Genomic DNA, 18,674 nt, shown 5'->3' with positions numbered 1-18,674 from the left:
CTACCAGTAGCGACTTACGTCAAATGGTGGCCTCGGATTCGTGGCGGATGGTCCACCAGACGGCTCCGAGCGCGGCGGCGCTGGCTAGGAGGTGGAGCGCGAGGCCGATCTCCTCGGCGGATTCGAGGGCGCCGGCGCGGTCGAGGAGGAGGCGCCAATCGTGCGGGTGACCCCCGATCAGGGGGAGGGCGAGGCGGTTCGCGTCGGCCATGTACTCCGCCGTGTACATGAGACTCTCGGCCGACCACAGCGCGCTCACCGCCGCCGGCACAGCCTCCCCCCGCCGCCATAGTCGGAACGTGATGTAGAGGGGCACGGCAAGCTGGAGCAGCGGCCCCGCCAGCACCCCGAGTGTTTCCCCGAACAGGAAGAAGACGAGGTGGCCGGCTTCGTGGATGAGGAGGTTGCTCCCGTCCACCCAGTGGTAGCGGTAGAAGAAGACGAGCCACGCCGCGTACACGCACATGACGACGAGCCCCACCCGCCGGGGCCCGACCGTCTTCCACAGGTACGAGAGAATCTTCACGCGGGCGCCCCCCCGCCCCCGCTATCCGTTCGGCGGCCAGTCGGGCAGCGCGCGACCCGTCGTCCACGGCACCCCGGCATCCTCCAGCCGCCTCTCCAGCGCCGGCAGGTCCGTCTCGATCAGCTGCCGCATGTCGGGATAGAGCGCGGTGAAGGCGTCGTTCGCGATCCGGTACTGCTCGCGGTGCGTCTGCGTGGGGCCGTGCAGGCCGTTCCAGTGGCCGCGCACGACCTGGTTCACGCGGGACACGATCCCCGGCATCTCCGGCTCGGCGCGGGAGGCCCGCGTGCGCGAGCCGTTCAGCGTTTCCTGGAGGTCGAGGAGCCGCAGCTCGAGCGCGCGGGCCTCCTGCCGGAGGGTCGGGTCGGCTGACGGCCAGCGGTCCAGGGCCTGCTTCATGGCCGTCACGCGGGCCATCGCGGCCGCCGCCACACGCTGCGTCCCGGAGACGGCGCGGAGCAGCTCCCCGGTCTGGCGCTGGAAGGCGAGCACGGCCGCCCGGTCCTGGGGCGGGATCGCCGAGCCCCCCATGGGCGCGATCTCGAACGGCGTCGGTCCGACCAGCTCGGTCACCCCGCCGTCCACGCGCTGCGAGAGCGACACCGTGTAGCTCCCCGGCAGCGCCATGGGCCCGTTGCCGCCGCCGCCGCCGAACCCCCCGAAGCCGCCCCCGCCCCCCCCGCCGCCCGTGACCGGGTTGTAGCCCGGATAACGGTAGTTCCACGTCGCCCGGCGCATGCCCCGCGAGGTCGACCCGTTCACCGTGTTCACGATGTTCCCGTCCGCGTCCCGGATCGTGAGGAACACCCGCGGCGCCTCCTCCCGGTCCTCCGCCTCGAGTTCCTCCCACGTCGGATAGGGCGTGTCGTCTCCCCGCCGCTGCGCCCGCCGTTCCTCGGCCCGCCGCGCCGCTTCCCGCGTGCGCAGCGTCTCGCCCACGTAGTAGGTGAACGTGACCCCGAAGTCCGGGTTGTCCGCCGTGTAGAAGTCCGACCCGCTCGTCCCGCCCGGGCTCCACCTCAGGAACATCTTCCCGTCCTTCACCTCGAAGATGTGTCCCTCCGAGGCGAGGATCTCGTCCGAACGCGCCGCGAGCTCGCGCAGCGGCGTGTAGTCGTCCACCACGTAGAAGCTGCGCCCGAACGTCGCCGCGACGAGGTCATCCTCCCGCTTCTGGATCTCGAGTTCGCGCACCGGGATCGTCGGCAGCCCGCTCCCCAGTTCCAGCCACGACGCCCCCCCGTTCACCGACGCGAAGGCCGAGAACTCCGTCCCCACGAACAGGAGGTCCGGCTCCACATGGTCCTGCACGATCGTGAACGCGGGCCCGTTCTCCGGCAGGTCTCCCGAGATCGAGGTCCACGTGACGCCGCGGTCGGTCGACTTGAGCACGTAGGGCCGGAAATCCCCGCGCTTGAAGTTGTTGATGACCGCGAACACGGTGTTCGGGTCGTGCAGCGACGCCTCCACGTCGTGGACGAAGCTCGTGTCCGGCACGCCCGGGAACGTCTCCACCGCGCGCCAGTTCTCGCCTCCGTCCTCCGTCACCTGCACGAGTCCGTCGTCCGTCCCCACGTAGATGAGCCCCTCGGCGAGCGGCGACTCTGAGATCGACACGATGTGCCCGAACACCGAGGTCGAGCGGTTCTTGCCCACCGCGTCCACGCTCCACACCCGGCCCATCACCTCGAGCTGGTTGCGGTCGAGGTTCCGCGTGAGGTCGCCCGAGATCGGCCGCCAGGTCGAAGCCTGGTCGTCCGATTGGAAGAGGATCTGCGCCCCGTAGTACAGACGGTGGTTGTCGTGCGGGGACATGTGGAGCCCCGCGTCCCAGTACCAGCGCAGCGGGGGACCGTCCGCGTCCTCCTGCGGCTGGATGTCGAGCCGCTCCTTCGACACGCGGTCGAAGCGCGACAGCACGCCGTTCTGGAGCTGGGAGTAGATGATGTCCGGGTTCTCGGGGTCGATGACGGGGTCGAAGCCGTCGCCCCCCAGCGTCACGTACCAGTCCGAGTTCCGGATCCCCGCGTTGTCGGCCGTCTGCGAGGGGCCGCCGAGCGTGTTGTTGTCCTGCGTCCCCCCGTACACGTAGTAGAAGGGCTCGTCGTTCGAGGTCGCGACCTTGTAGAACTGGGTGAGCGGCAGGTTGCTGAAGAAGTTCCAGCTCTCGCCGAAGTCCCACGTCTCGTACAGTCCCCCATCGTTGCCGAGGATGAGGTGCTCCGGGTCGTCCGGGTCGAACGCGATCGCGTGGTGGTCGACGTGGACGCCCTGCGTCGGGAGCCGCCCCCAGGTCTCCCCGCCATCCTCCGACATCTGCACGAACGTGTCGAGCGAGTAGATGCGGTCGAACCGGTGCGGATCCGCGTACAGTTCGTGGTAGTACATCGGCGCGCCCGACTGGTAGCGGGACGTGCGCGACCAGTTCTCCCCCATGTTCTCCGAGCGGAAGGTGCCGCCCGCGTCGCCGCTCGCCTCCACGATCGCGTACAGGACGTCCGGGTTCTGGGGCGAGATCGCGAACCCGATGCGCCCCTTGTCCCCCGAGGGAAGGCCGCGGTTGATCTCGCGCCACGAGTTCCCGCCGTCGGTCGACTTGTGGATCCCCGAGCCCGGCCCGCCGTCGATCATCGTCCACTGGTGGCGCCGCCGCTGCCACGAGGTCGCGTACATCACGTCCGGGTTCCGCGGGTCGAAGTAGACCTCGTTCACCCCCGTGTGCTCGTCGATCTCGAGCACCGGCTCCCACGTCTCGCCCCCGTCCGTCGTCCGGTACAGCCCGCGCTCGCCGCCCGCGTTCCACAGCGGCCCCTGCGCCGCGACGAACACGACGTCGGAGTCGTCCGGGTGGACCGAGATCTTGCCGATGTGCTCGGAGGTCTCGAGCCCCACGTTCCGGAACGAGCGCCCTCCGTCGATCGACTTGTACACGCCGTCCCCGTACCCGACCGAGCGCTGTCCGTTGTTCTCCCCCGTCCCCACCCAGAGCGTGAGATGGTCGTTGGGATCGAGCGCGATCGCCCCGATGGAATACGAGCCGTAGTTGTCGAAGATCGGCGTCCAGGTCGTCCCCGCGTTCGTCGTCTTCCACAGGTTCCCGGAGGAGGCCGCGACGTACCACACGCTGCGGTCCGTCGGATCCACCGCGATGTCCGCGATCCGCCCGGAGGCGAGGGCGGGGCCGATGCTCCGCCAACCGATCCCCGAGATGAACCCGGAGTTCAGTTCGGGCGGGTCGTCCGCGTCGTCATCCTCCTGGGCGGCGAGCGTCCCGGGACCCGCGGGGGTGCCGGGGAGGCCGAGGGCGCCGAGACTCGCCATCCCCGCGAGCAGGAGGGTCGGGAAGCGGGAGATGGCGCCGCAACGGGCGCGCGGGTTCGCGCGGAAGCTCTCGAAATCGATCATGATCGCACCTTGTGCCGGTGGCGGGTGGCTATCGGGCAGTGTCGCCTGTGGAATCCGTGGCCCGGGAAGGTCGGGTCGGGGACGGGAGGCGGGCAACCCGTGCCGAGGTCAGGCGGGGTCGGTCCCGGTGCCGGGAAGGGGGACGCCGAACACGCGCCCTTCGATGCGGGCGACCCGGTCGGCCATCGGGACCCGCGTCTCGACGAGTTCGTCACGAACCGCGTCGATGCGATCGCCGAGACCCTTCTCCAAGCCGCGGAGTTCGGTGCGCAAGTCCGCGATCTCCGCCTTCAAGTCCCTGCGCAGGCGGCTCTCGGCGCCGCGCAAGATGCGAGCCAGAGCGGCGGTAGCGCCGACGGTCAAGCCCACCAGCAGCGTGATATCGCTAAACAAGTCCGGTCCCATGGTGCTGCGCGGCCTCCGCGGAAGATTCGTGTACGGTCGAGGACCGCGGCCCTGCGGGCCCCGACTCACGCCAAACCTCCGCTCGCCAATCAACGCGCCATCATCCCGGGAGTGGGTTACGCCCCGTACTTCAGATAGCCGCGCGTCGGGCGACTCTCGATTTGTCTGCGGGTGAGAGTATCGAGGCGGCCGCCGAGACGCCGCTCCAGGTTCCCCACCTCGTTGCGGATCTCGTGGCGAAGCCGACACCTCAATTCGTTCCGGATCTCCTGCCGAATCTGCTCCTGTACTTCGCGCTGCATCTCCCGATGGCGCTGATCGATCCTCGCTTCGAGTTCACGCTGCCTGCGCTCCCGGTCCCGGATCTTCCCGTCGCGCAACAGCAGGATCCATTGGACGGCGGCAAACACGCACGCGATCACCGCTCCGCCGATAGAGATGGCGGTGCCCACCCATTCGGTAATGTATCACCCCCTCCCTTCGCGTCCCGACGTCGCAGACGGCGCCGATATCGTCGCCCGGAGCTGGCTTCGCCCGCGAAACGAGGTTCCAACGTGCCACCCCGTCGGGACCGCATCAACTGCTCGCAACCGCTGGGCCGAAACGTCGCGTCTTTGATCTCCCAACGGCTGACTGACGGTCGCTCCGCAGCAGCCGAGAGAGGGTCCCACACCTAGGCATCTGACTCTCGCGCGCGGATACAGGCGACCTGTCGGGCTAGACGCCGGCGTGCCGCTACATAACTTTAGAGATCATGATTAAAGAAGATGAGCCGATTGGCTTGACGAAGATTGAGCGGAAGGCGCTCAATCGACTCGGTCCTGCGCGGATCCTCCTTGCGGCGGTTCCGGGGGGCATCAAGACGCTAGCCGAGGCGTTCGACGTCTCACCTAGCCGGGTGAGCCAAGTGCTCCGAGAGAACCCGCTGCCCACGGAATGGGCGGAGGTGGCGGCGGAGCTCATTGGGTGTGGTCCGGCGGAAGTCTACCGGCAGCTCGACCACAAGCCGTTGGTTTCCCGCTTCGGGTCACCTCCGGACATCGTTTGGATTGACAGAAGAGAGGAGGATTCAGAAATGACGAGTCTCAAGGAAGACCCCATCGACCGAGCGAACCGACGAAGGCTAGAGAGTGACAAGAAGTGGATCAGCGCGTCGTCACGTAAGGCCGCGGACCAGCTCTTGGCTGGCGCACGGGAGGAAGCGAACCGTCTCGTCGGGTGCGAGGCTGATCTCGAGCATGACGACCGAACGCTGGGAGTCTCGCTAGATCGACTGGTGCTCCGTTATGCCGGCGCGGCGGTGTACGTGGATTGCTATCGCGCCCCGGATCCGACCGCTCCGGCGTGGCCCTTCCCCGTGGTCGGAATTTGGAAGGAGGGCGGACGTTTCCGACACGCTAGTCCTCGTTGCACCGAGACGGTGTACTTCCGCGTTGTCCCGGCGGTCGGCGACGGGAGCCGATGGCACTGGCGCGTCGTCGGTTCGGGACCCAATGAGGGCATCGAAGAGGATCTCGATGGTATGGTTATCACGATCTTCGAACTCCTTACGAGCGACTCAACCAAAGGGGATTAGTCGGCGCAGACGTTCCGCAGGATCTTCTGCGCGCTCTTCCCTCGATGATCTCACCGGGATCGAGCGAATAACCCTTGTTTGTGAACGGGCGTTGCAACGCAGTCTGTCGTCTTGGGAACGGCCCTTTTAGCATGGATGATCTCGTCTCCGACGGGCCGTGTTTCTCAAGCAGCACGGGGCTGTGTTCTCCAGAATCAACCCAGCGCCGCGTCTCGTCCTGACGGGGGGTGGTGCCAGGAAGTTCTTGCGAACGTTCCGCAGGATCTCTGGAGCCCGCCTCCGTCCAAGAAGGGCGGCGCGCCTTGGCGTGCGAGCCGCGGCTCGCCGAGCGGCGCGGTGGTGGCAGAGGCCGCGCCCGCGAGGACCGCCGGGAAGCGGGCAGTGTATGGCAACGGCTGCCACGAAGGCGAGGTGCCCCTCTCTGCCAACACCCGCGAGACACGGGAGGAAAAAGAGTGGACTTACCCCGGCGGTCTCAAGCGGTGAACGCAACATCTTGGCAGCGGCTGTTCAACTGCCGGGAGGTATGCGATGCGCCAACGGGAGAAGTACGGGAGGCTGAGCGAGGCGGACCGGCTTGAGATCGGGGACCGGATCAAGAACGGGCAAACACACGCCGAGATCGCCGCGGCGGTCGGGTGTTCGACCAAGTCGGTCCAACGGCTGTTGATACGCACCGGCGGACTCGCGCCCCGGGGTCGAAATCGTTCGCCGCACCACCTTACGGTTGCCGAGCGGGAGGAGATCTCGCGGGGCCTGACGGCGGGAGACTCGTACCGGGCGATCGCCGGGCGTCTGGGCAGGGCGCCGTCGACGATCTCGCGCGAAGTTGCCGCCAACGGCTCGAGAGAACGATACCGGGCGTGGAGGGCGGAGCGACGGGCGTCCGGGAAGGCCCGGCGCCCGAAGGTGGCGAAGCTCGCTCGAAGCCATCGGTTGCGGCGGAAGGTGGAGCGTCTGCTCGCCGAGCGCTGGTCTCCGCAGCGGATTGCCCATCGCCTTCGGCTCGACCGTCCCTCGGATCCTGAGATGCGCGTGTCTCACGAGACGATCTACCAGTCGCTGTACGTGCAGACGCGGGGCGCGCTCGGAAAGGAACTCACGGCCTGCCTGCGCACCGGCCGTACGCGACGACGATCCCCGAGGCACAGGCCCGGAGAGGGGCGGCTGAAGGACATGGTCTCCATCTCCGAGCGGCCCGCCGAGGCCGCGGACCGGGCCGTGCCGGGCCACTGGGAAGGGGACCTGATCCTCGGCAAGCTGGGACGATCCGCCATCGGCGTCCTCGTCGAGCGCCGCAGCCGCTACGCGCTCCTTCTGCACCTTCCCGGCGGGCGGACCGCCCCGCATGTGCGCCGCGCGCTGGTCGAGCGGATGATCACGCTGCCGGAGCAGCTCAGGCGTTCGCTCACCTGGGACCAGGGCAAGGAGATGGCCGAGCACGTCCGCTTCAGCATCGAGAGCGGCGTGTCGGTCTACTTCTGCGATCCGCGCAGCCCCTGGCAGCGCGGGACCAGCGAGAACACCAACGGCCTGCTCCGCCGGTACTTCCCCAAGGGCACCGATCTCTCCGCGCACTCGCAGGCGGACCTCGATGCCGTCGCCCGGCAACTCAATGGTCGCCCTCGACAAACCCTCGACTGGCTGAAACCATGTGAGGTCTTCGCCGGGACCGTTGCGTTGACCGCTTGAGACCGCCGGGGTAAGTCCATCCCCACTACGACGTGGACGTGCTGGCGGCTCTGCACGAGTCGGGCACCGCAAAGGACGGACGGGTTGATGGCGATTGAGCGGCTGATGAAGATGCTAATCGAGGCGAACCGGGAGGGCCGGCAGATCCCGGAGGAGGAGCTGGCGACGGCTGCGGTCGAGGAGATGGTGGTGGCCCGTGCGGACATGGGCTTCAAAGCGGGGCTCTCTGCCGCAGCCGGGGTTCAGCAGCTGGCGGACGCGGGGAAGTGGAAGCCGGACGCACAGGCGGGGGCGGCGGGGCTGAAATTCATCGAGGCGAAGCGGCAGCAGCATCTGGCGAAGGTCCGGGACGACCTGGCCGCGTCACAGGCGCGCTCGGCGCTGAACCAGAAGGCCGACGCCGATGCGTAGGCTCGTCGCGGTGCTGGCGCTGGCCGGCTGCGGCGGGGGAGAGGCGCTCATGCGGCCGGAGCCGCCGGCGCCCCCTCCCCCGCCACCCCCGGCCCCGGCCTACGTTCGGGCTCTGATCGGGGACGGGCCGGCGGACATCTTCGACCGCTGGCCGGTGGTGATCGGCGGCGACACGGTGGTCTCGACCCGGACGGGCGACGTGCAGCTCGAGGTGGAGCGGGACGCGCCGCTGACCGTGCACGTGGCGCTCGAGGCGGTCGAGCGGCGGTACTGGAGCGCGGACGCGTACGGCTACCGCAACACGGCCTACGGACACTCCGGACTCCTCTCGATCCTCGACACGGTGGCCGTCGCCGCGGGGAGCCACACGGCCCTGGGCGACACGGTGGCCGTCGAGCTGCGGCACCGCCGGGACTTCGGGCTCTGGTTCTGGCTGAACGTGGGCCCGCAGGGGCAGGCGGGACACGAGGTCGTGATCGAGGACGCGGCGTCCGGCGCGGTGCTGGAGCGGGTGGTGACGGACAGCCGTGGCGAGGCTTTGGTGAGGCTGTCCCATTCTCCGCACGTTTTCCAGGCGGACTCTCTCGTGTCGCGCTGGGATCTGACGGGTCTCGAGTGCGGACGGGGCGCGGGGGTGCGCCGGATCCCGATTGGCCGTTACGTGGAGCAGTTCCACACCGGGAATCTCGTAGGGAAGCGGTACGGAGCGGCATGCGAGTTGGCACCATGATGACCTTCGAGCCGGGTACGACGCTCGAGGAGCTGCACAAGGGGGCTGATCGCCCAGCGTGGCGAGATCGAGGCGTTCGTGCTGCTGATCGAGGACCTGTGCCCGAAGCTGCGGGTTGGCGGCGAGTACGAGGGCGAGTCGCTGTCGGATATGCTGGGCGATCTCAGGAAGCCGCGTACGGACGTGCACTGCCCGAAGTGCGAGAGCGCGCTCGACCCGCTGCAGGAGACCGCCGAGTGTCCTGCCTGCGGCCACGGAGCGCCGCCGGCGCCCCACGTCCCGGCGCATTTCGGGATTGAGAAGCCTGCCCAGCGTGTCGAGCCGTGGCACTGCTCCTTTCGGTCGTTACACAGCGCGACGTTAACCCTCGCTGTTCTACAGTTTCGCCAGCTTGTCGAGGATTATCCGATATTCTGCGATGAAGTCATCGATCTGATTCGCACCCTTCGCGTAGAAATCCGACGAATCTATACCGTGCTCGTGCGTCAACCTGAGGTCCTCGCGCACCTTTTTTATCGTGTGAATCTGGATCTCCTGGCCCTCGTTTCGGTACGGTATCTGTGCAGTGAACGGCTGTCGTCGTAGTCGAATCCCACGCCGTTTCCGGACTGGACCACGCTCGATCCTGACCTGTCCGTTTTTTCCGGGCGATCCGATCTCACAGCCGTAGGCTTGGAGGATTCGCCTGAATTTGCGGAAGGGGAGAACGTTCTCGCCCTTGTCAACGATTCTGGAATTTTCCCGGATCCATTTCGCGATGGCGTAGGCTTCGTGGTCGGCCATCTCGCTTGTTACAGACGCTATGATCCGGTGGCGGGCGACCCTTATTACGAAACGAAAGAGCTCTTCTTCGGTGCAAGTGAGGACCAATCCGTTCCAGTCTAGGAACACTAGCGTCGAGACGATCGCAGTTCGCTTGTTCCCGTTGTGGAACGGGTGGTCGTGAATCAGCGCGTGAAGCAGGGCGCCGGCCGCAGTCTCCACGGTGGGATATTTTCGAGTATCGCCCATACCGGTCTGGGGGCGAAACAGAGCAGATGCCAGCAGGTCCGCATTGCGAACACCGGATGGCGAGATGGGATCGGACCGCTTGGCAAAATCCTCAACCAAACGCTCGTGAATAGTCGTAACGTGACCGTCATCGAGCCATCTCATGTCCTTGTTCTCGCGCCCCAGCTTGAAAAAGACCGGTGACGGAGGGCGTTCTTTGCTCTGCGGAGCAGTAGATTTCCTGTGTACCGACGACGGCGAGTCGACGAGAGTAGCACGGGGCGTTGCCGAGGGCGGGGTGGAAGAGATGCGCGGAGCCGGGGGACTCGGATCCTCGGAGACGGGCGGCGGAGGAGCAGGCACTGCACGTTCCGTGGGCCGGCCCGTCATCGGATTGATCCCCATGGAGAGTCCGAGGGCTTTCAGGTGCTTGATAGCACCAGGAGGGAGCCTCTTGGCGGCGGGACGAAGTGGGCAGCCGGCCATCGTAAGCCGGTGCCTGAGGTCCTCGGTGGAGATATTGAGGATGGTAGCCCAATACGAGATCGTCTGTAGTTGGCGCTTCGAGGCAACGCCAATCCTGGCCTGTACGTTCTTCAGGTGGCCGAATGGTACGGCGTCTCGGGGCTCAAGGATGTGGTCAAGACCGAGATCCCAGAGCACCAGCAACACCTCATGGACGTCGATCTCCGCCTCGTTGGCGAGCGCAAGAACCGTTGTGGACTTTCGGGTCACTCGAATCCTCCGGTCAGCACGGAGCCGTCCGTGAGCGGGAAGCATCATGGAAGGTCCGACCAAGTTGCAAGCATAAGATTGTTGCCGCGTGCCAATCGCACAAATCGGACCGCGAAAGGGATCCGCTGGGTGACAAGGACGCCAGATGCTGCAACAGTTCGACGAGCGGAACCGCGACCTCATCGTCAACGTGGACGGGACGCTCGTCCACCGGGACGAGGCCGGCGTGAGCTCCTTCGACCCGGTGGTGCAGGGGGGCGATGCCGTCTGGGAGGGGCTGCGCCCGTACGATGGGCGCATCTTCAAGCTGGCAGAGCACCTCGCCCGGCTCCGGTCCTCCGCCCGCGCGCTCGCCGTCGCCGACATCCTCCCGGACGAGGAGATCATCGAGGAGGTCCGCCGGACGCTCACCGCGAACCGCATGCGCGACGGGATGCACATCCCACTCACGCTGACGAGAGGCGCGAAGTTTACGGGCGGCATGGATCCGCGCCTCAACCAGTCGCGAGCCACGCTCATCGTGCTCGCCGAGCACAAGGCGCCGGTCTACGACCGGGTCGGGCCTGCGGCCTGGCCACGAGTTCGCTGCGCCGCTTTGGGCCGGACACGCTGGATCCGAGAATCCACCACGCGAAATCTCCTCCAGTCGATCCTCGCCAAGATCGAGGCGAACGCGGCCGCCGCCGCCGACGCGCGGAGGAGGCGTTCTGCGATGGCACAATGGGGGAACTGGCGAGCGTGACCGAAATCGACGGGCGGGTGATCGAAACGGATCCCCGGGGCCGCTCACGAAGCGCCTCAGCGGAGCGGCATCGACAACGGCACCCCCTCCCTTCGCAAAATGTCAAAATCACATCAATTGATAGTTTGCTGCGGGTGTCTCGTCCAAGGCTCCCGTAATCCATTGCCAGATAATATTTTGAATTGCTCTCGACATCGGCAGCGAATTGCTAGGACGAGCCCCGGAGGAGGATGTCCGGGTGCCATCTGTCAACTCTGCTGCGCCGCCGGGGTAACCCGACGCTGTCCCTCCCATCCTCCGGGGAAGGCGTGCCCCCGGTGCGGCAGCGGCCCCGACTGAGCCTGCGGCACTCCCTGCGGCGGCGCGGCTTATTCAACATCAGCGGTTCCTCTCGGCGGGGGTCGCCGGCGCGGATTTCGCGGGGAAATTCTCTCGCACGTTTCGCAGGATCTCTTTCGCGCTGCTGCTTTCCAGGATCTCGCGAGGATCCACCGAGTACCCCTTTCCGGTGAACCGAATGTTGCGACGCGGCCTGTCGTCTTCGGAACGGCGCTTTGACATGGACGATCTCTTCTCCTTTTCTTGGTTCTCTACGGATTTGCGCCCGGCAATGGTGCCAGCCGGAACGTAGAGTACGTGGTACGGGCAGACCACCGTGGTCGAGACCCGCGAGGGACGATCGGCCTCCGCCCCGTCGATCCGAACCAAGCTTCCGGCAGGTCGTCAACGGGGCATCAAGCGCAAGCAGGAACGGGTGGCGGAGATCGGATCGCGGGCGTCCAGGGTCGCGTCGAGACGCACGCAAATCCGGCTCCCGCGCCTGCGGCCCGATAGTACCTTGTTCCCACCTCCACGAGGTGTTCGGACGACCTGTGCTGGCCGGATCCGGCGTGTCCACTCGGGCCCTCGTAGACCGCATCGACGCCGGCGAGGAAATCGCCGCCGTAGCCCACGACTACGATCTGGACGGGAGCAGCTCCACGACGCCGTCCTCTACGAGACGGCCGCGTAGACCGATTCCTATGCGTGAGCCTGGAAGACCTGTTCGCGGTGATACTTGAGGAAGTTCGGATGCGGGCGGTGCGACGGCATGTCCGGCACCTTCAAGCGGCGGTCCTCGTTGATGATGCGGAAGAAGTGGTCGGGGATCGCCCCCTCACGGAGCAGCAGCCTGTAGTCGTCGGCGATCGAGATGAGGCCGCGGTCAAACATCCAGTGCGCGGTGCCGGACAGCGCGAGGCCGTTGCGCATGCTGTCCGGCCCGCTCTCCGCGACGGGTTTGATGTGGGCGGCGTGAACCTCCGGGCGCCCGCCGCCGTTGATGATGCGGAGTCCCGTGATCGCGCAGGTGTTGTCGTACGCCGTTCGCACCGCTGTCGAGAAGACGCGGTCCCGGAAGGGCCTGCGTGAGATCTGCTCCACGATGCGCCGCTCCGTCTCCACCGGATCGCGCTCCATCAGCCGCCACTGCGGGCTCGCGAGGTCGTGGAACCCCGCCTGTAGAATCAGGTGGTACTCGGAGTCGCGAATCGTTCTCACGGCGCGGCCGAACCGCCCCTTGTTCGTGCTGCCGTCTGGCTTCTGGAGGTTCCGCTCGTAGTAGAGGCTTCCCTCACGGAAGGGGACCGGCCGGTCGAACTCCAGATAATCCTTCACATAGCCGTAGTAGTGGTCCGCCCGGCGGGGATCCGCGGCGATCCGCACAAGGCGAGCCGTGGCGAAGTAGGACATCCGCCCGCCGGAACTCGACAGGTGTGCGGTGGAGCGCCGGGGCTCGTAGTACACGATCCAGTCGCCCAACGCGCCCCGCGCGGCGTTGAGATACGTGCGCGGGAAGTGGTACCGCTGCTCCGGGAGATCGTCGTAGGCGGGGTCCACCTTCGTCGTGAAGACGGCCTTCGGCACGGCGCTACCGGGCCAACTCGGTCATCCCCGGACGCCGCGGCGGGGCGCCCAGCGGAAGCGTGTCGATCTCCCCGTCCATGTATTCCACGCGGGTCGCCAAGCTGAGATCCTCCCACTCGATCCAGTGCCGCCGGCGAAAGGGCGGCGGCCAGCCGATGGCCTCCTCGTGGACGAACCTGTAGCGCTCGTCGCCGTCCCGCCGGTACAGCGCCAGCGTGTCGGGAAGGCCGGAGCACTCACGGAATCCGCGCCAGAAATCTCCGGGCGCGTAGGACGTGACCTCGTCGTCTTCGATCCACGCATACCGGACCTGGAATCGTCCGATGCCGTCGGCCTCGAAGCGCCCATCCCCGGACTCCGCAGCCACGAGGCCGAGCGGTACGCCGTCGCGGTAGGCCCGAATCCATTCAGGAACCCGCCCGGAGACCGGCCACTCTTGCGGCGGCAGGTCCTCATCTCCGCAAGCGAACACGATGGCGTACCGGCTTTGATCTTGTGCTTTCCCCATTCCGCCTCCCGGCGTCCGATCAAGCCCCTCTCTCGGTCGCCATGATTCCAGGCACGACGCGAACCTCCCGTCCGTCCGGCGCCAGAAGATGAGACAGCGGCGTCGGCCTCATCAACCCCGGCCCCGATCTAGAGTGGCGGGCTGCGAAAGACCTCTCTGGAGTGCCATTCAACAAATAGGGGCGCGGGTGCCCGGGACGCAGTTCGGGGAGACCGAATCCGGCGGCCGGAGAACTCGATGAGCGACCCGGCGGCCTCGCCGCGTGACTCCCGCACCTCGTGAGAAACGAGCACGTTGAATCCCGTCCCCTTGCGCTCCTCCAAGCCAAGCGCGCCGCGGTCGAAGGCCTCGTGATGTAGAAGGCAGAGGGCGAGGCCGTTCACGACTTCATCGGGACCGGCGTGGGAATGCCATTGGATGTGCGCGGCTTCCAAGCCGAGCGGCTGTGCACCGAGGCGGATGTCGAGTTCGCACACCGCGCAGCGCTCCATGTATTCGTCGAGCACTGACCCGCGGAAAAGGGGATCGCGACGCCGTCGGCGTGCCAGGTACGAATAGAAGCTCGGCGGACCGAGTTCCCGCTCCCGCAGGGTCGGCGCTGCGGAGGCATCTTCCGCCTCACTCGCCATCCGCTCTCCCCGGATGCCGGCCGCCTCGCGGATCTCCCGGTGAAGAGATTCGGGAAAATGTCCGTGCAGGATCTCCTCCGCGGCTCGCCATGCGAGACCCGGATCGGCGCGAAGGAGGTCGTGCACTCTCTCCGGAAAGCCTCCCTCGACGCCCAGATCCCTCAACTGCCGAACGTACAGGTCTCCGCTCGCGTTCTTCCGAAGCTCCGCATACCGAGGGATCTCCCAGAGTCCATCGGAGAGCAGCCAACGGAACGGATACTGGGGACGAACGGCGCTCCCGGGTAACCCGAAGCGACGCATCAGGTCACCGACGCGCCGATCCACCTCGGCGTACCCGACCAGACGGTCGCGGTCGCGCAGCACGCGGCCCAAGGCGAACAGGAGCAGGAGCGGCTTGTGCGGCGCCCGCCTGCCCCGACGCGTATGAGTGTTGAGTTGCGCAAGGTGGCGGAGGAACTCGCCGGGAGTCATTGGTTCTGCAGATTCTTTCATCAGAACAAAAATGAGACGCCTACGATCACGTTCTCAACCCACGGCAGGCGCGGGTTGGCGGATGCGCTGCGACAATCAACAGATATCGTATCGAACGGCAGCTAAGTCCGCGGCGGAGCGACCCAATGCTCGTCACCAGCGGTATCCCACCGTGACGGACCACTCCAGCGGCCGGCCGTAGACGCGCTCCACGTAGGCGGCCGCCGTGTCGAAGGCGGAGTTGCCCGTCACGAGATAGCGGGTGTTCGTGAGGTTGCGGGCGGCGGACACCAGCTCCCAGCGGCCGTCTCCCGTCTGCAGGGCGAGCGACGCGTTGAGGAGGTGATAGCCTTGCTGGAAGATCTGGGGGGTGTTGATCGCGTCGTGGTGCTGGGCGCCGGTGTAGGTCCACTGGACGCGGGGCGTGAGGATGGTTCCACCGGAGAGGGTCGCGGCCCTGCCGACCATGAGGCCGTGGCTGAGGCTCGGGGTCTTGGCCAGCTTGTAGCCGGGGAGGACGGGGGTCGCGTTGTTTAGTACGCTGGGGCTGAGGCTGTCGTAGCGGGCGCGCATGGCGCCGAGGTGGGCGCGGATGTCCCAGCCGGCGCCGGGGAGCCACGCCGCCTCCACCTCCGCCCCTGAAATGTCCGCCGCCCCGCCGTTGAAGGTGATCGGGTTGAACGACTCGCGGATGAGGACCTGGATGTCGTCGTAGTCGGCCCGGAACAGCGCGAGATTCAGCCGCACGCGGCCACCGGACAACAGCGACTTGAGTCCAACCTCGTAGCTGGAGACGGTCTCCGGCTCGTAGGTGCCCGGAGCCGCGCCGGGAGAGTTGGGCTCGTGCCCGGCGGGCGGCGCGGGATAGCGGATGTCGAAGCCGCCGCTCTTGAATCCGTTCGAGAACCCGGCGTAGGCCGCCACGCCGGAGCTGAGCTGGTATCCCAACTTCGCCGTAACCGTCAGCGCCCCGAAGTCCGCGACGAAGTCCCGGCGCGGCAGCATGCGGTCTCCAGGCTTCATGGGGCCGGCCGGCGACAGGTAGATGCCGGCGGCCCCCGGCCACGTGGGGGCGAAGATGCTGCCCGTGCCCTGCGAGGCGTCCCCGAGCGCGTAGAGATCGGGCGTGAGCCCCTTCCGGTCTCTCGTGTACCGGCCCCCGAGGGTCAGCGACAGCGCCTCCGTGATTTCGCCGGTCACCTGGGCGAACCCCGCCACGGAGCGATTGTCGTAGTCGCCGCCGCTGCGCAGGGCTCCCGGCGGCACGATGACGGCGCTCCGTTGGTATCCGTGCTCGCGGAAGAGGTAGAGGCCGGTCTGCCAGTGTATGCGGTGGCCGATCGCGAGGCCGCTCACTTGCAGCTCCTGGCTGAGCTGGGCGTGGTCGAGCCATTCCTGCGTCTGAAGGATGTTGGCCGGCGTGTTGTCGGCGTCGCGCGAGGCCTTCATGTCGAAGCCGCGGTAGCCGGTGAGCGAGCGCAGCGTGGCCCACCCCACCGGCGACCAGGTCAGCTCGACGCTGCCGCCCCACGCGTCGAGTTCGGAGAAGGCGGGGAAGGTGCCCTCGGCGACGTACTCGCCCGCGAAGCTGTCCGGGCCGTAGCAGCCGGCGGCCCCCCCGGTGCTCGCGCCGGGAGGGGGGAGAGTGGGCGGACCCCCGGCCGGGTAGGCGGGGTTGATCGCCACCGCGCCGCAGCCCGGCAGCAGCCCGTTGCCGAAGGCCCCGAACGCCGCGCGGTCGTTGATGCCCCCCGACACCGTGGGCGCGCCGTTCTCCCGGCTGCGGGAATAGTCCGCCGCCGCGAAGAGTTGCAGGGTCTCGCTCGGCCGCCACGCGAGAGTGGCCCGGGCCGCCTGGCTGTCGTCGTCTCCCAGGTCGAGGCCGTCGTGGACCCGCGTCACGTAGCCGTCCCGCTTGCGGTAGGCCATGGTGACGCCGGCGAAGAGTCCGTCCGCCACGGGGCCGCTGACCACAGCCGTGGCGTGGGTCATGCGGTCGCTGCCGAACTGCGCCCGAAAGCTCCGGCGCGGTTGCTCACCGGGCCGCCGCGAGTGCAGCACCACGGCCCCGCCCACCGCGTTGCGGCCGAACAGCGTGCCCTGGGGGCCGCGCAACACCTCGACGCGCTCCACGTCGAGAAGGTCCATCACCGCCCCCACGGAGCGCGCCATGTAGACGCCGTCGACGTACACCGCGACGCCCGGGTCCGTCACGGGCAGGTAATCCACCTGCCCCACGCCCCGGATGAAGATCTGGGCCGCGGACTTCGTGCCCGCGAAGGCGCCCGAGGAGTTGAACGAGAGGTTGGGCGTGATGGCGCCCAGCTCGTCCGTGCTTCGGATCTGACGTACCTCGAGATCCCTGCCGGAGAAGGCGGAGATCGCGAGCGGAACGTCCTGCACGGACTCCCCGCGGTTTCTGGCCGTGACCACCACCTCCGGCAGGCGGCGCACCGAGTCCGGATCGGGCGGCGGCGGTTCCTGGGCGAGCGCGGCCGCCGGCATGACGGCCGCCAACGAAATCGTCGCCACGGTGCGCGCCCGAGTCCTCCGGGGAATCTCCATCATCGAAGTATCATCCCCGAATCGATCGGACCGCAAATTACATCTGACGCCCTCTGTTGCGCCGCTCCCCCTGCTCCGGGGCAGATCCGGGCGGATCGAACCGCGCGGCGACAGGGCACACCCTGACGTACTATCGGGTGGATTCCCACGAGCAAGGAGCTCGCATGGAGCGGATAGCGTGACGGACAAACCCGACTCTCCCGATTCGGACGCTGCGGGAGCCGAAGTCTTGGCGCCCGAGGCCGCCGACTCGTCCGGCAAACGCTCGATCGAACAGCAGTTCCGGGCCATGATAACTTCCGTCCAGCGTGGCCCGGCCCCCAATCCCATCGCGAAACACATGACGCCCGACGTCTTCGGCGCTCTGGTCGTCGGCTTCGTTGGGGGCTTCGGTTATGGGAAGAGCCGAAGCTGAATCGGGCCGGACCAACGGCGGGTTTCTGTGCTACAACAGTTCGACGAGCGAAATCGCGGCCTCATCGTCAACGTGAACGGCAAGCTCGTCCACCGCGACGAGGCCGGCGTGAGCCCCTTCGACTCGGTTGTGCAGGGGGGCGACGCCGTCTGGGAGGGGCTTCGCCTGTATGACGGCCGCATCTTCAAGCTGCGGGAACACCTCGCGCGGCTCCGGTCCTCCGCCCTGGCGCTTGCCTTCGCCGAGATCCCCTCCGACGAGGAGATCATCGAGGAGATCCGCCGGACGCTCGCCGCGAACCGCATGCGCGACGGGGTACACGTCCGGCTCACGCTGACGCGGGGGGTGAAGTTCACCAGCGGCATGGATCCGCGCCTCAACGAGTCGGGACCCACGCTCATCGTGCTCGCCGAACACAAGGCGCCGGTGTACGACCGATCGGGCCTCAAGCTGATCACGAGTGCGCTGCGCCGCTTCGGGCCGGACACGCTGGATCCGAAGATCCATCACGCCAACCTCCTCCAGTCGATCCTCGCCAAGATCGAGGCGAACGCGGCCGGCGCCGACGACGCGTTGATGCTGGACGGGCGCGGATTCATCGCCGAGACCAACGCGACGAACCTCTTCTTCGTATCCGGGGGCGTCGCGATGACGAGCCGGACCGTCGCCTGTCCCGAGGGCATCACCCGCGCCACGGTGCTCGAACTCTGCGCGGAGCACGATATCCCGAGCCGGGTGAAGGATCTCTCCCTCACCGAGGCCTATCGCGCGGACGAGGCGTTCTGCACCGGGACGATGGGGGAACTGGCGAGCGTGACCGAAATCGACGGGCGGGTGATTGGAGACGGATCGCCGGGGCCGCTCACGAAGCGCCTCGGCGAACTCTACCGGGATCTGACTGCGCGCGAAGGGGTCGTCGTCTCGCCATCCGCATAACAGGCGCGTATATCATCCCTCGGAAAGGAG

15 protein-coding genes are annotated in these 18,674 nt (G+C 67.3%); 6 read left to right on the top strand and 9 right to left on the bottom strand.

The window, feature by feature from the left end:
* Positions 1-19: 19 nt before the first annotated feature.
* The 4 genes from ACOGXI_RS07085 to ACOGXI_RS07070 form a co-directional block, all read right to left on the bottom strand.
* On the bottom strand, positions 20-526 hold the full coding sequence (locus tag ACOGXI_RS07085; protein WP_419938167.1) for a hypothetical protein: 507 nt from the start codon (positions 524-526) through the stop codon (positions 20-22).
* 21 nt (positions 527-547) lie between these two features.
* Positions 548-3,931 (bottom strand): WD40/YVTN/BNR-like repeat-containing protein, encoded by a 3,384-nt coding sequence (locus ACOGXI_RS07080; RefSeq protein ID WP_419938166.1) that lies wholly within the window; start codon positions 3,929-3,931, stop codon positions 548-550.
* A 108-nt stretch (positions 3,932-4,039) separates the two neighbouring features.
* Positions 4,040-4,324, bottom strand: coding sequence for a hypothetical protein (locus ACOGXI_RS07075; RefSeq protein ID WP_419938165.1), 285 nt, complete (start codon positions 4,322-4,324; stop codon positions 4,040-4,042).
* A gap of 128 nt (positions 4,325-4,452) precedes the next feature.
* The gene (locus tag ACOGXI_RS07070; RefSeq protein WP_419938164.1) at positions 4,453-4,758 is read right to left on the bottom strand and encodes a hypothetical protein; all 306 of its coding nucleotides are present in this window, start codon (positions 4,756-4,758) and stop codon (positions 4,453-4,455) included.
* Positions 4,759-5,117: 359 nt separating this feature from the next.
* Here ACOGXI_RS07070 and ACOGXI_RS07065 point away from each other — a divergent pair, with 359 nt between their 5' ends.
* The 4 genes from ACOGXI_RS07065 to ACOGXI_RS07050 all read left to right on the top strand — a co-directional run bounded on the left by ACOGXI_RS07065 (position 5,118) and on the right by ACOGXI_RS07050 (position 8,745).
* Positions 5,118-5,912 (top strand): hypothetical protein, encoded by a 795-nt coding sequence (locus ACOGXI_RS07065; protein WP_419938163.1) that lies wholly within the window; start codon positions 5,118-5,120, stop codon positions 5,910-5,912.
* Between the two features lie 531 nt (positions 5,913-6,443).
* Positions 6,444-7,604 carry an IS30 family transposase gene (locus tag ACOGXI_RS07060; RefSeq protein ID WP_419938162.1) on the top strand — a complete coding sequence of 387 codons (1,161 nt, stop codon included), beginning with the start codon at positions 6,444-6,446 and terminating at the stop codon, positions 7,602-7,604.
* 87 nt (positions 7,605-7,691) lie between these two features.
* A complete protein-coding gene (locus ACOGXI_RS07055) occupies positions 7,692-8,015 on the top strand; it encodes a hypothetical protein (RefSeq protein ID WP_419938161.1) in 324 nt (107 codons plus the stop codon).
* Complete coding sequence (locus ACOGXI_RS07050; protein ID WP_419938160.1) at positions 8,008-8,745, top strand: hypothetical protein; 738 nt, start codon at positions 8,008-8,010, stop codon at positions 8,743-8,745. Before ACOGXI_RS07055 ends, ACOGXI_RS07050 begins: the two co-directional genes overlap by 8 nt.
* Positions 8,746-9,120: 375 nt before the next feature.
* Here ACOGXI_RS07050 and ACOGXI_RS07045 read toward each other — a convergent pair whose 3' ends face one another.
* A complete protein-coding gene (locus ACOGXI_RS07045; RefSeq protein WP_419938159.1) occupies positions 9,121-10,470 on the bottom strand; it encodes a type II toxin-antitoxin system death-on-curing family toxin in 1,350 nt (449 codons plus the stop codon).
* 145 nt (positions 10,471-10,615) lie between these two features.
* On the opposite strand from ACOGXI_RS07045, the gene ACOGXI_RS07040 reads away from it, so the two are divergent.
* Positions 10,616-11,212, top strand: coding sequence for an aminotransferase class IV (locus tag ACOGXI_RS07040; protein WP_419938158.1), 597 nt, complete (start codon positions 10,616-10,618; stop codon positions 11,210-11,212).
* A gap of 1,020 nt (positions 11,213-12,232) precedes the next feature.
* Here the strand turns inward: ACOGXI_RS07040 and ACOGXI_RS07035 are convergent.
* From ACOGXI_RS07035 to ACOGXI_RS07020, 4 genes are all read right to left on the bottom strand, one after another.
* Entirely contained in the window at positions 12,233-13,117 is an 885-nt protein-coding gene (locus ACOGXI_RS07035) for an HNH endonuclease (RefSeq protein ID WP_419938157.1), read from the bottom strand.
* Positions 13,118-13,121: 4 nt separating this feature from the next.
* Complete coding sequence (locus ACOGXI_RS07030; protein ID WP_419938156.1) at positions 13,122-13,625, bottom strand: hypothetical protein; 504 nt, start codon at positions 13,623-13,625, stop codon at positions 13,122-13,124.
* Positions 13,626-13,753: 128 nt separating this feature from the next.
* Complete coding sequence (locus tag ACOGXI_RS07025) at positions 13,754-14,728, bottom strand: phosphorothioated DNA-binding restriction endonuclease (RefSeq protein ID WP_419938155.1); 975 nt, start codon at positions 14,726-14,728, stop codon at positions 13,754-13,756.
* Between the two features lie 153 nt (positions 14,729-14,881).
* On the bottom strand, positions 14,882-17,296 hold the full coding sequence (locus ACOGXI_RS07020; protein WP_419938154.1) for a TonB-dependent receptor: 2,415 nt from the start codon (positions 17,294-17,296) through the stop codon (positions 14,882-14,884).
* Positions 17,297-17,735: 439 nt separating this feature from the next.
* Here ACOGXI_RS07020 and ACOGXI_RS07015 point away from each other — a divergent pair, with 439 nt between their 5' ends.
* Complete coding sequence (locus ACOGXI_RS07015; protein ID WP_419938153.1) at positions 17,736-18,644, top strand: aminotransferase class IV; 909 nt, start codon at positions 17,736-17,738, stop codon at positions 18,642-18,644.
* The last annotated feature ends 30 nt before the right edge of the window (positions 18,645-18,674 follow it).

This window comes from Candidatus Palauibacter sp. (assembly GCF_965208055.1).
GTDB lineage: Bacteria > Gemmatimonadota > Gemmatimonadetes > Palauibacterales > Palauibacteraceae > Palauibacter.
The sequence above is the reverse complement of the archived record's forward strand: the minus strand, read 5'-3'. Positions and strand labels throughout refer to the sequence as shown.

Bases quoted from the DNA above. Each gene is read 5' to 3' on its own strand.
- ACOGXI_RS07060 (WP_419938162.1), top strand. From the start codon at position 6,444: ATGCGCCAACGGGAGAAGTACGGGAGGCTGAGCGAGGCGGACCGGCTT.
- ACOGXI_RS07055 (WP_419938161.1), top strand. From the start codon at position 7,692: ATGGCGATTGAGCGGCTGATGAAGATGCTAATCGAGGCGAACCGGGAG.
- ACOGXI_RS07020 (WP_419938154.1), bottom strand. From the start codon at position 17,296: ATGATGGAGATTCCCCGGAGGACTCGGGCGCGCACCGTGGCGACGATT.
- ACOGXI_RS07080 (WP_419938166.1), bottom strand. From the start codon at position 3,931: ATGATCGATTTCGAGAGCTTCCGCGCGAACCCGCGCGCCCGTTGCGGC.
- ACOGXI_RS07025 (WP_419938155.1), bottom strand. From the start codon at position 14,728: ATGACTCCCGGCGAGTTCCTCCGCCACCTTGCGCAACTCAACACTCAT.
- ACOGXI_RS07040 (WP_419938158.1), top strand. From the start codon at position 10,616: ATGCTGCAACAGTTCGACGAGCGGAACCGCGACCTCATCGTCAACGTG.
- ACOGXI_RS07030 (WP_419938156.1), bottom strand. From the start codon at position 13,625: ATGGGGAAAGCACAAGATCAAAGCCGGTACGCCATCGTGTTCGCTTGC.
- ACOGXI_RS07050 (WP_419938160.1), top strand. From the start codon at position 8,008: ATGCGTAGGCTCGTCGCGGTGCTGGCGCTGGCCGGCTGCGGCGGGGGA.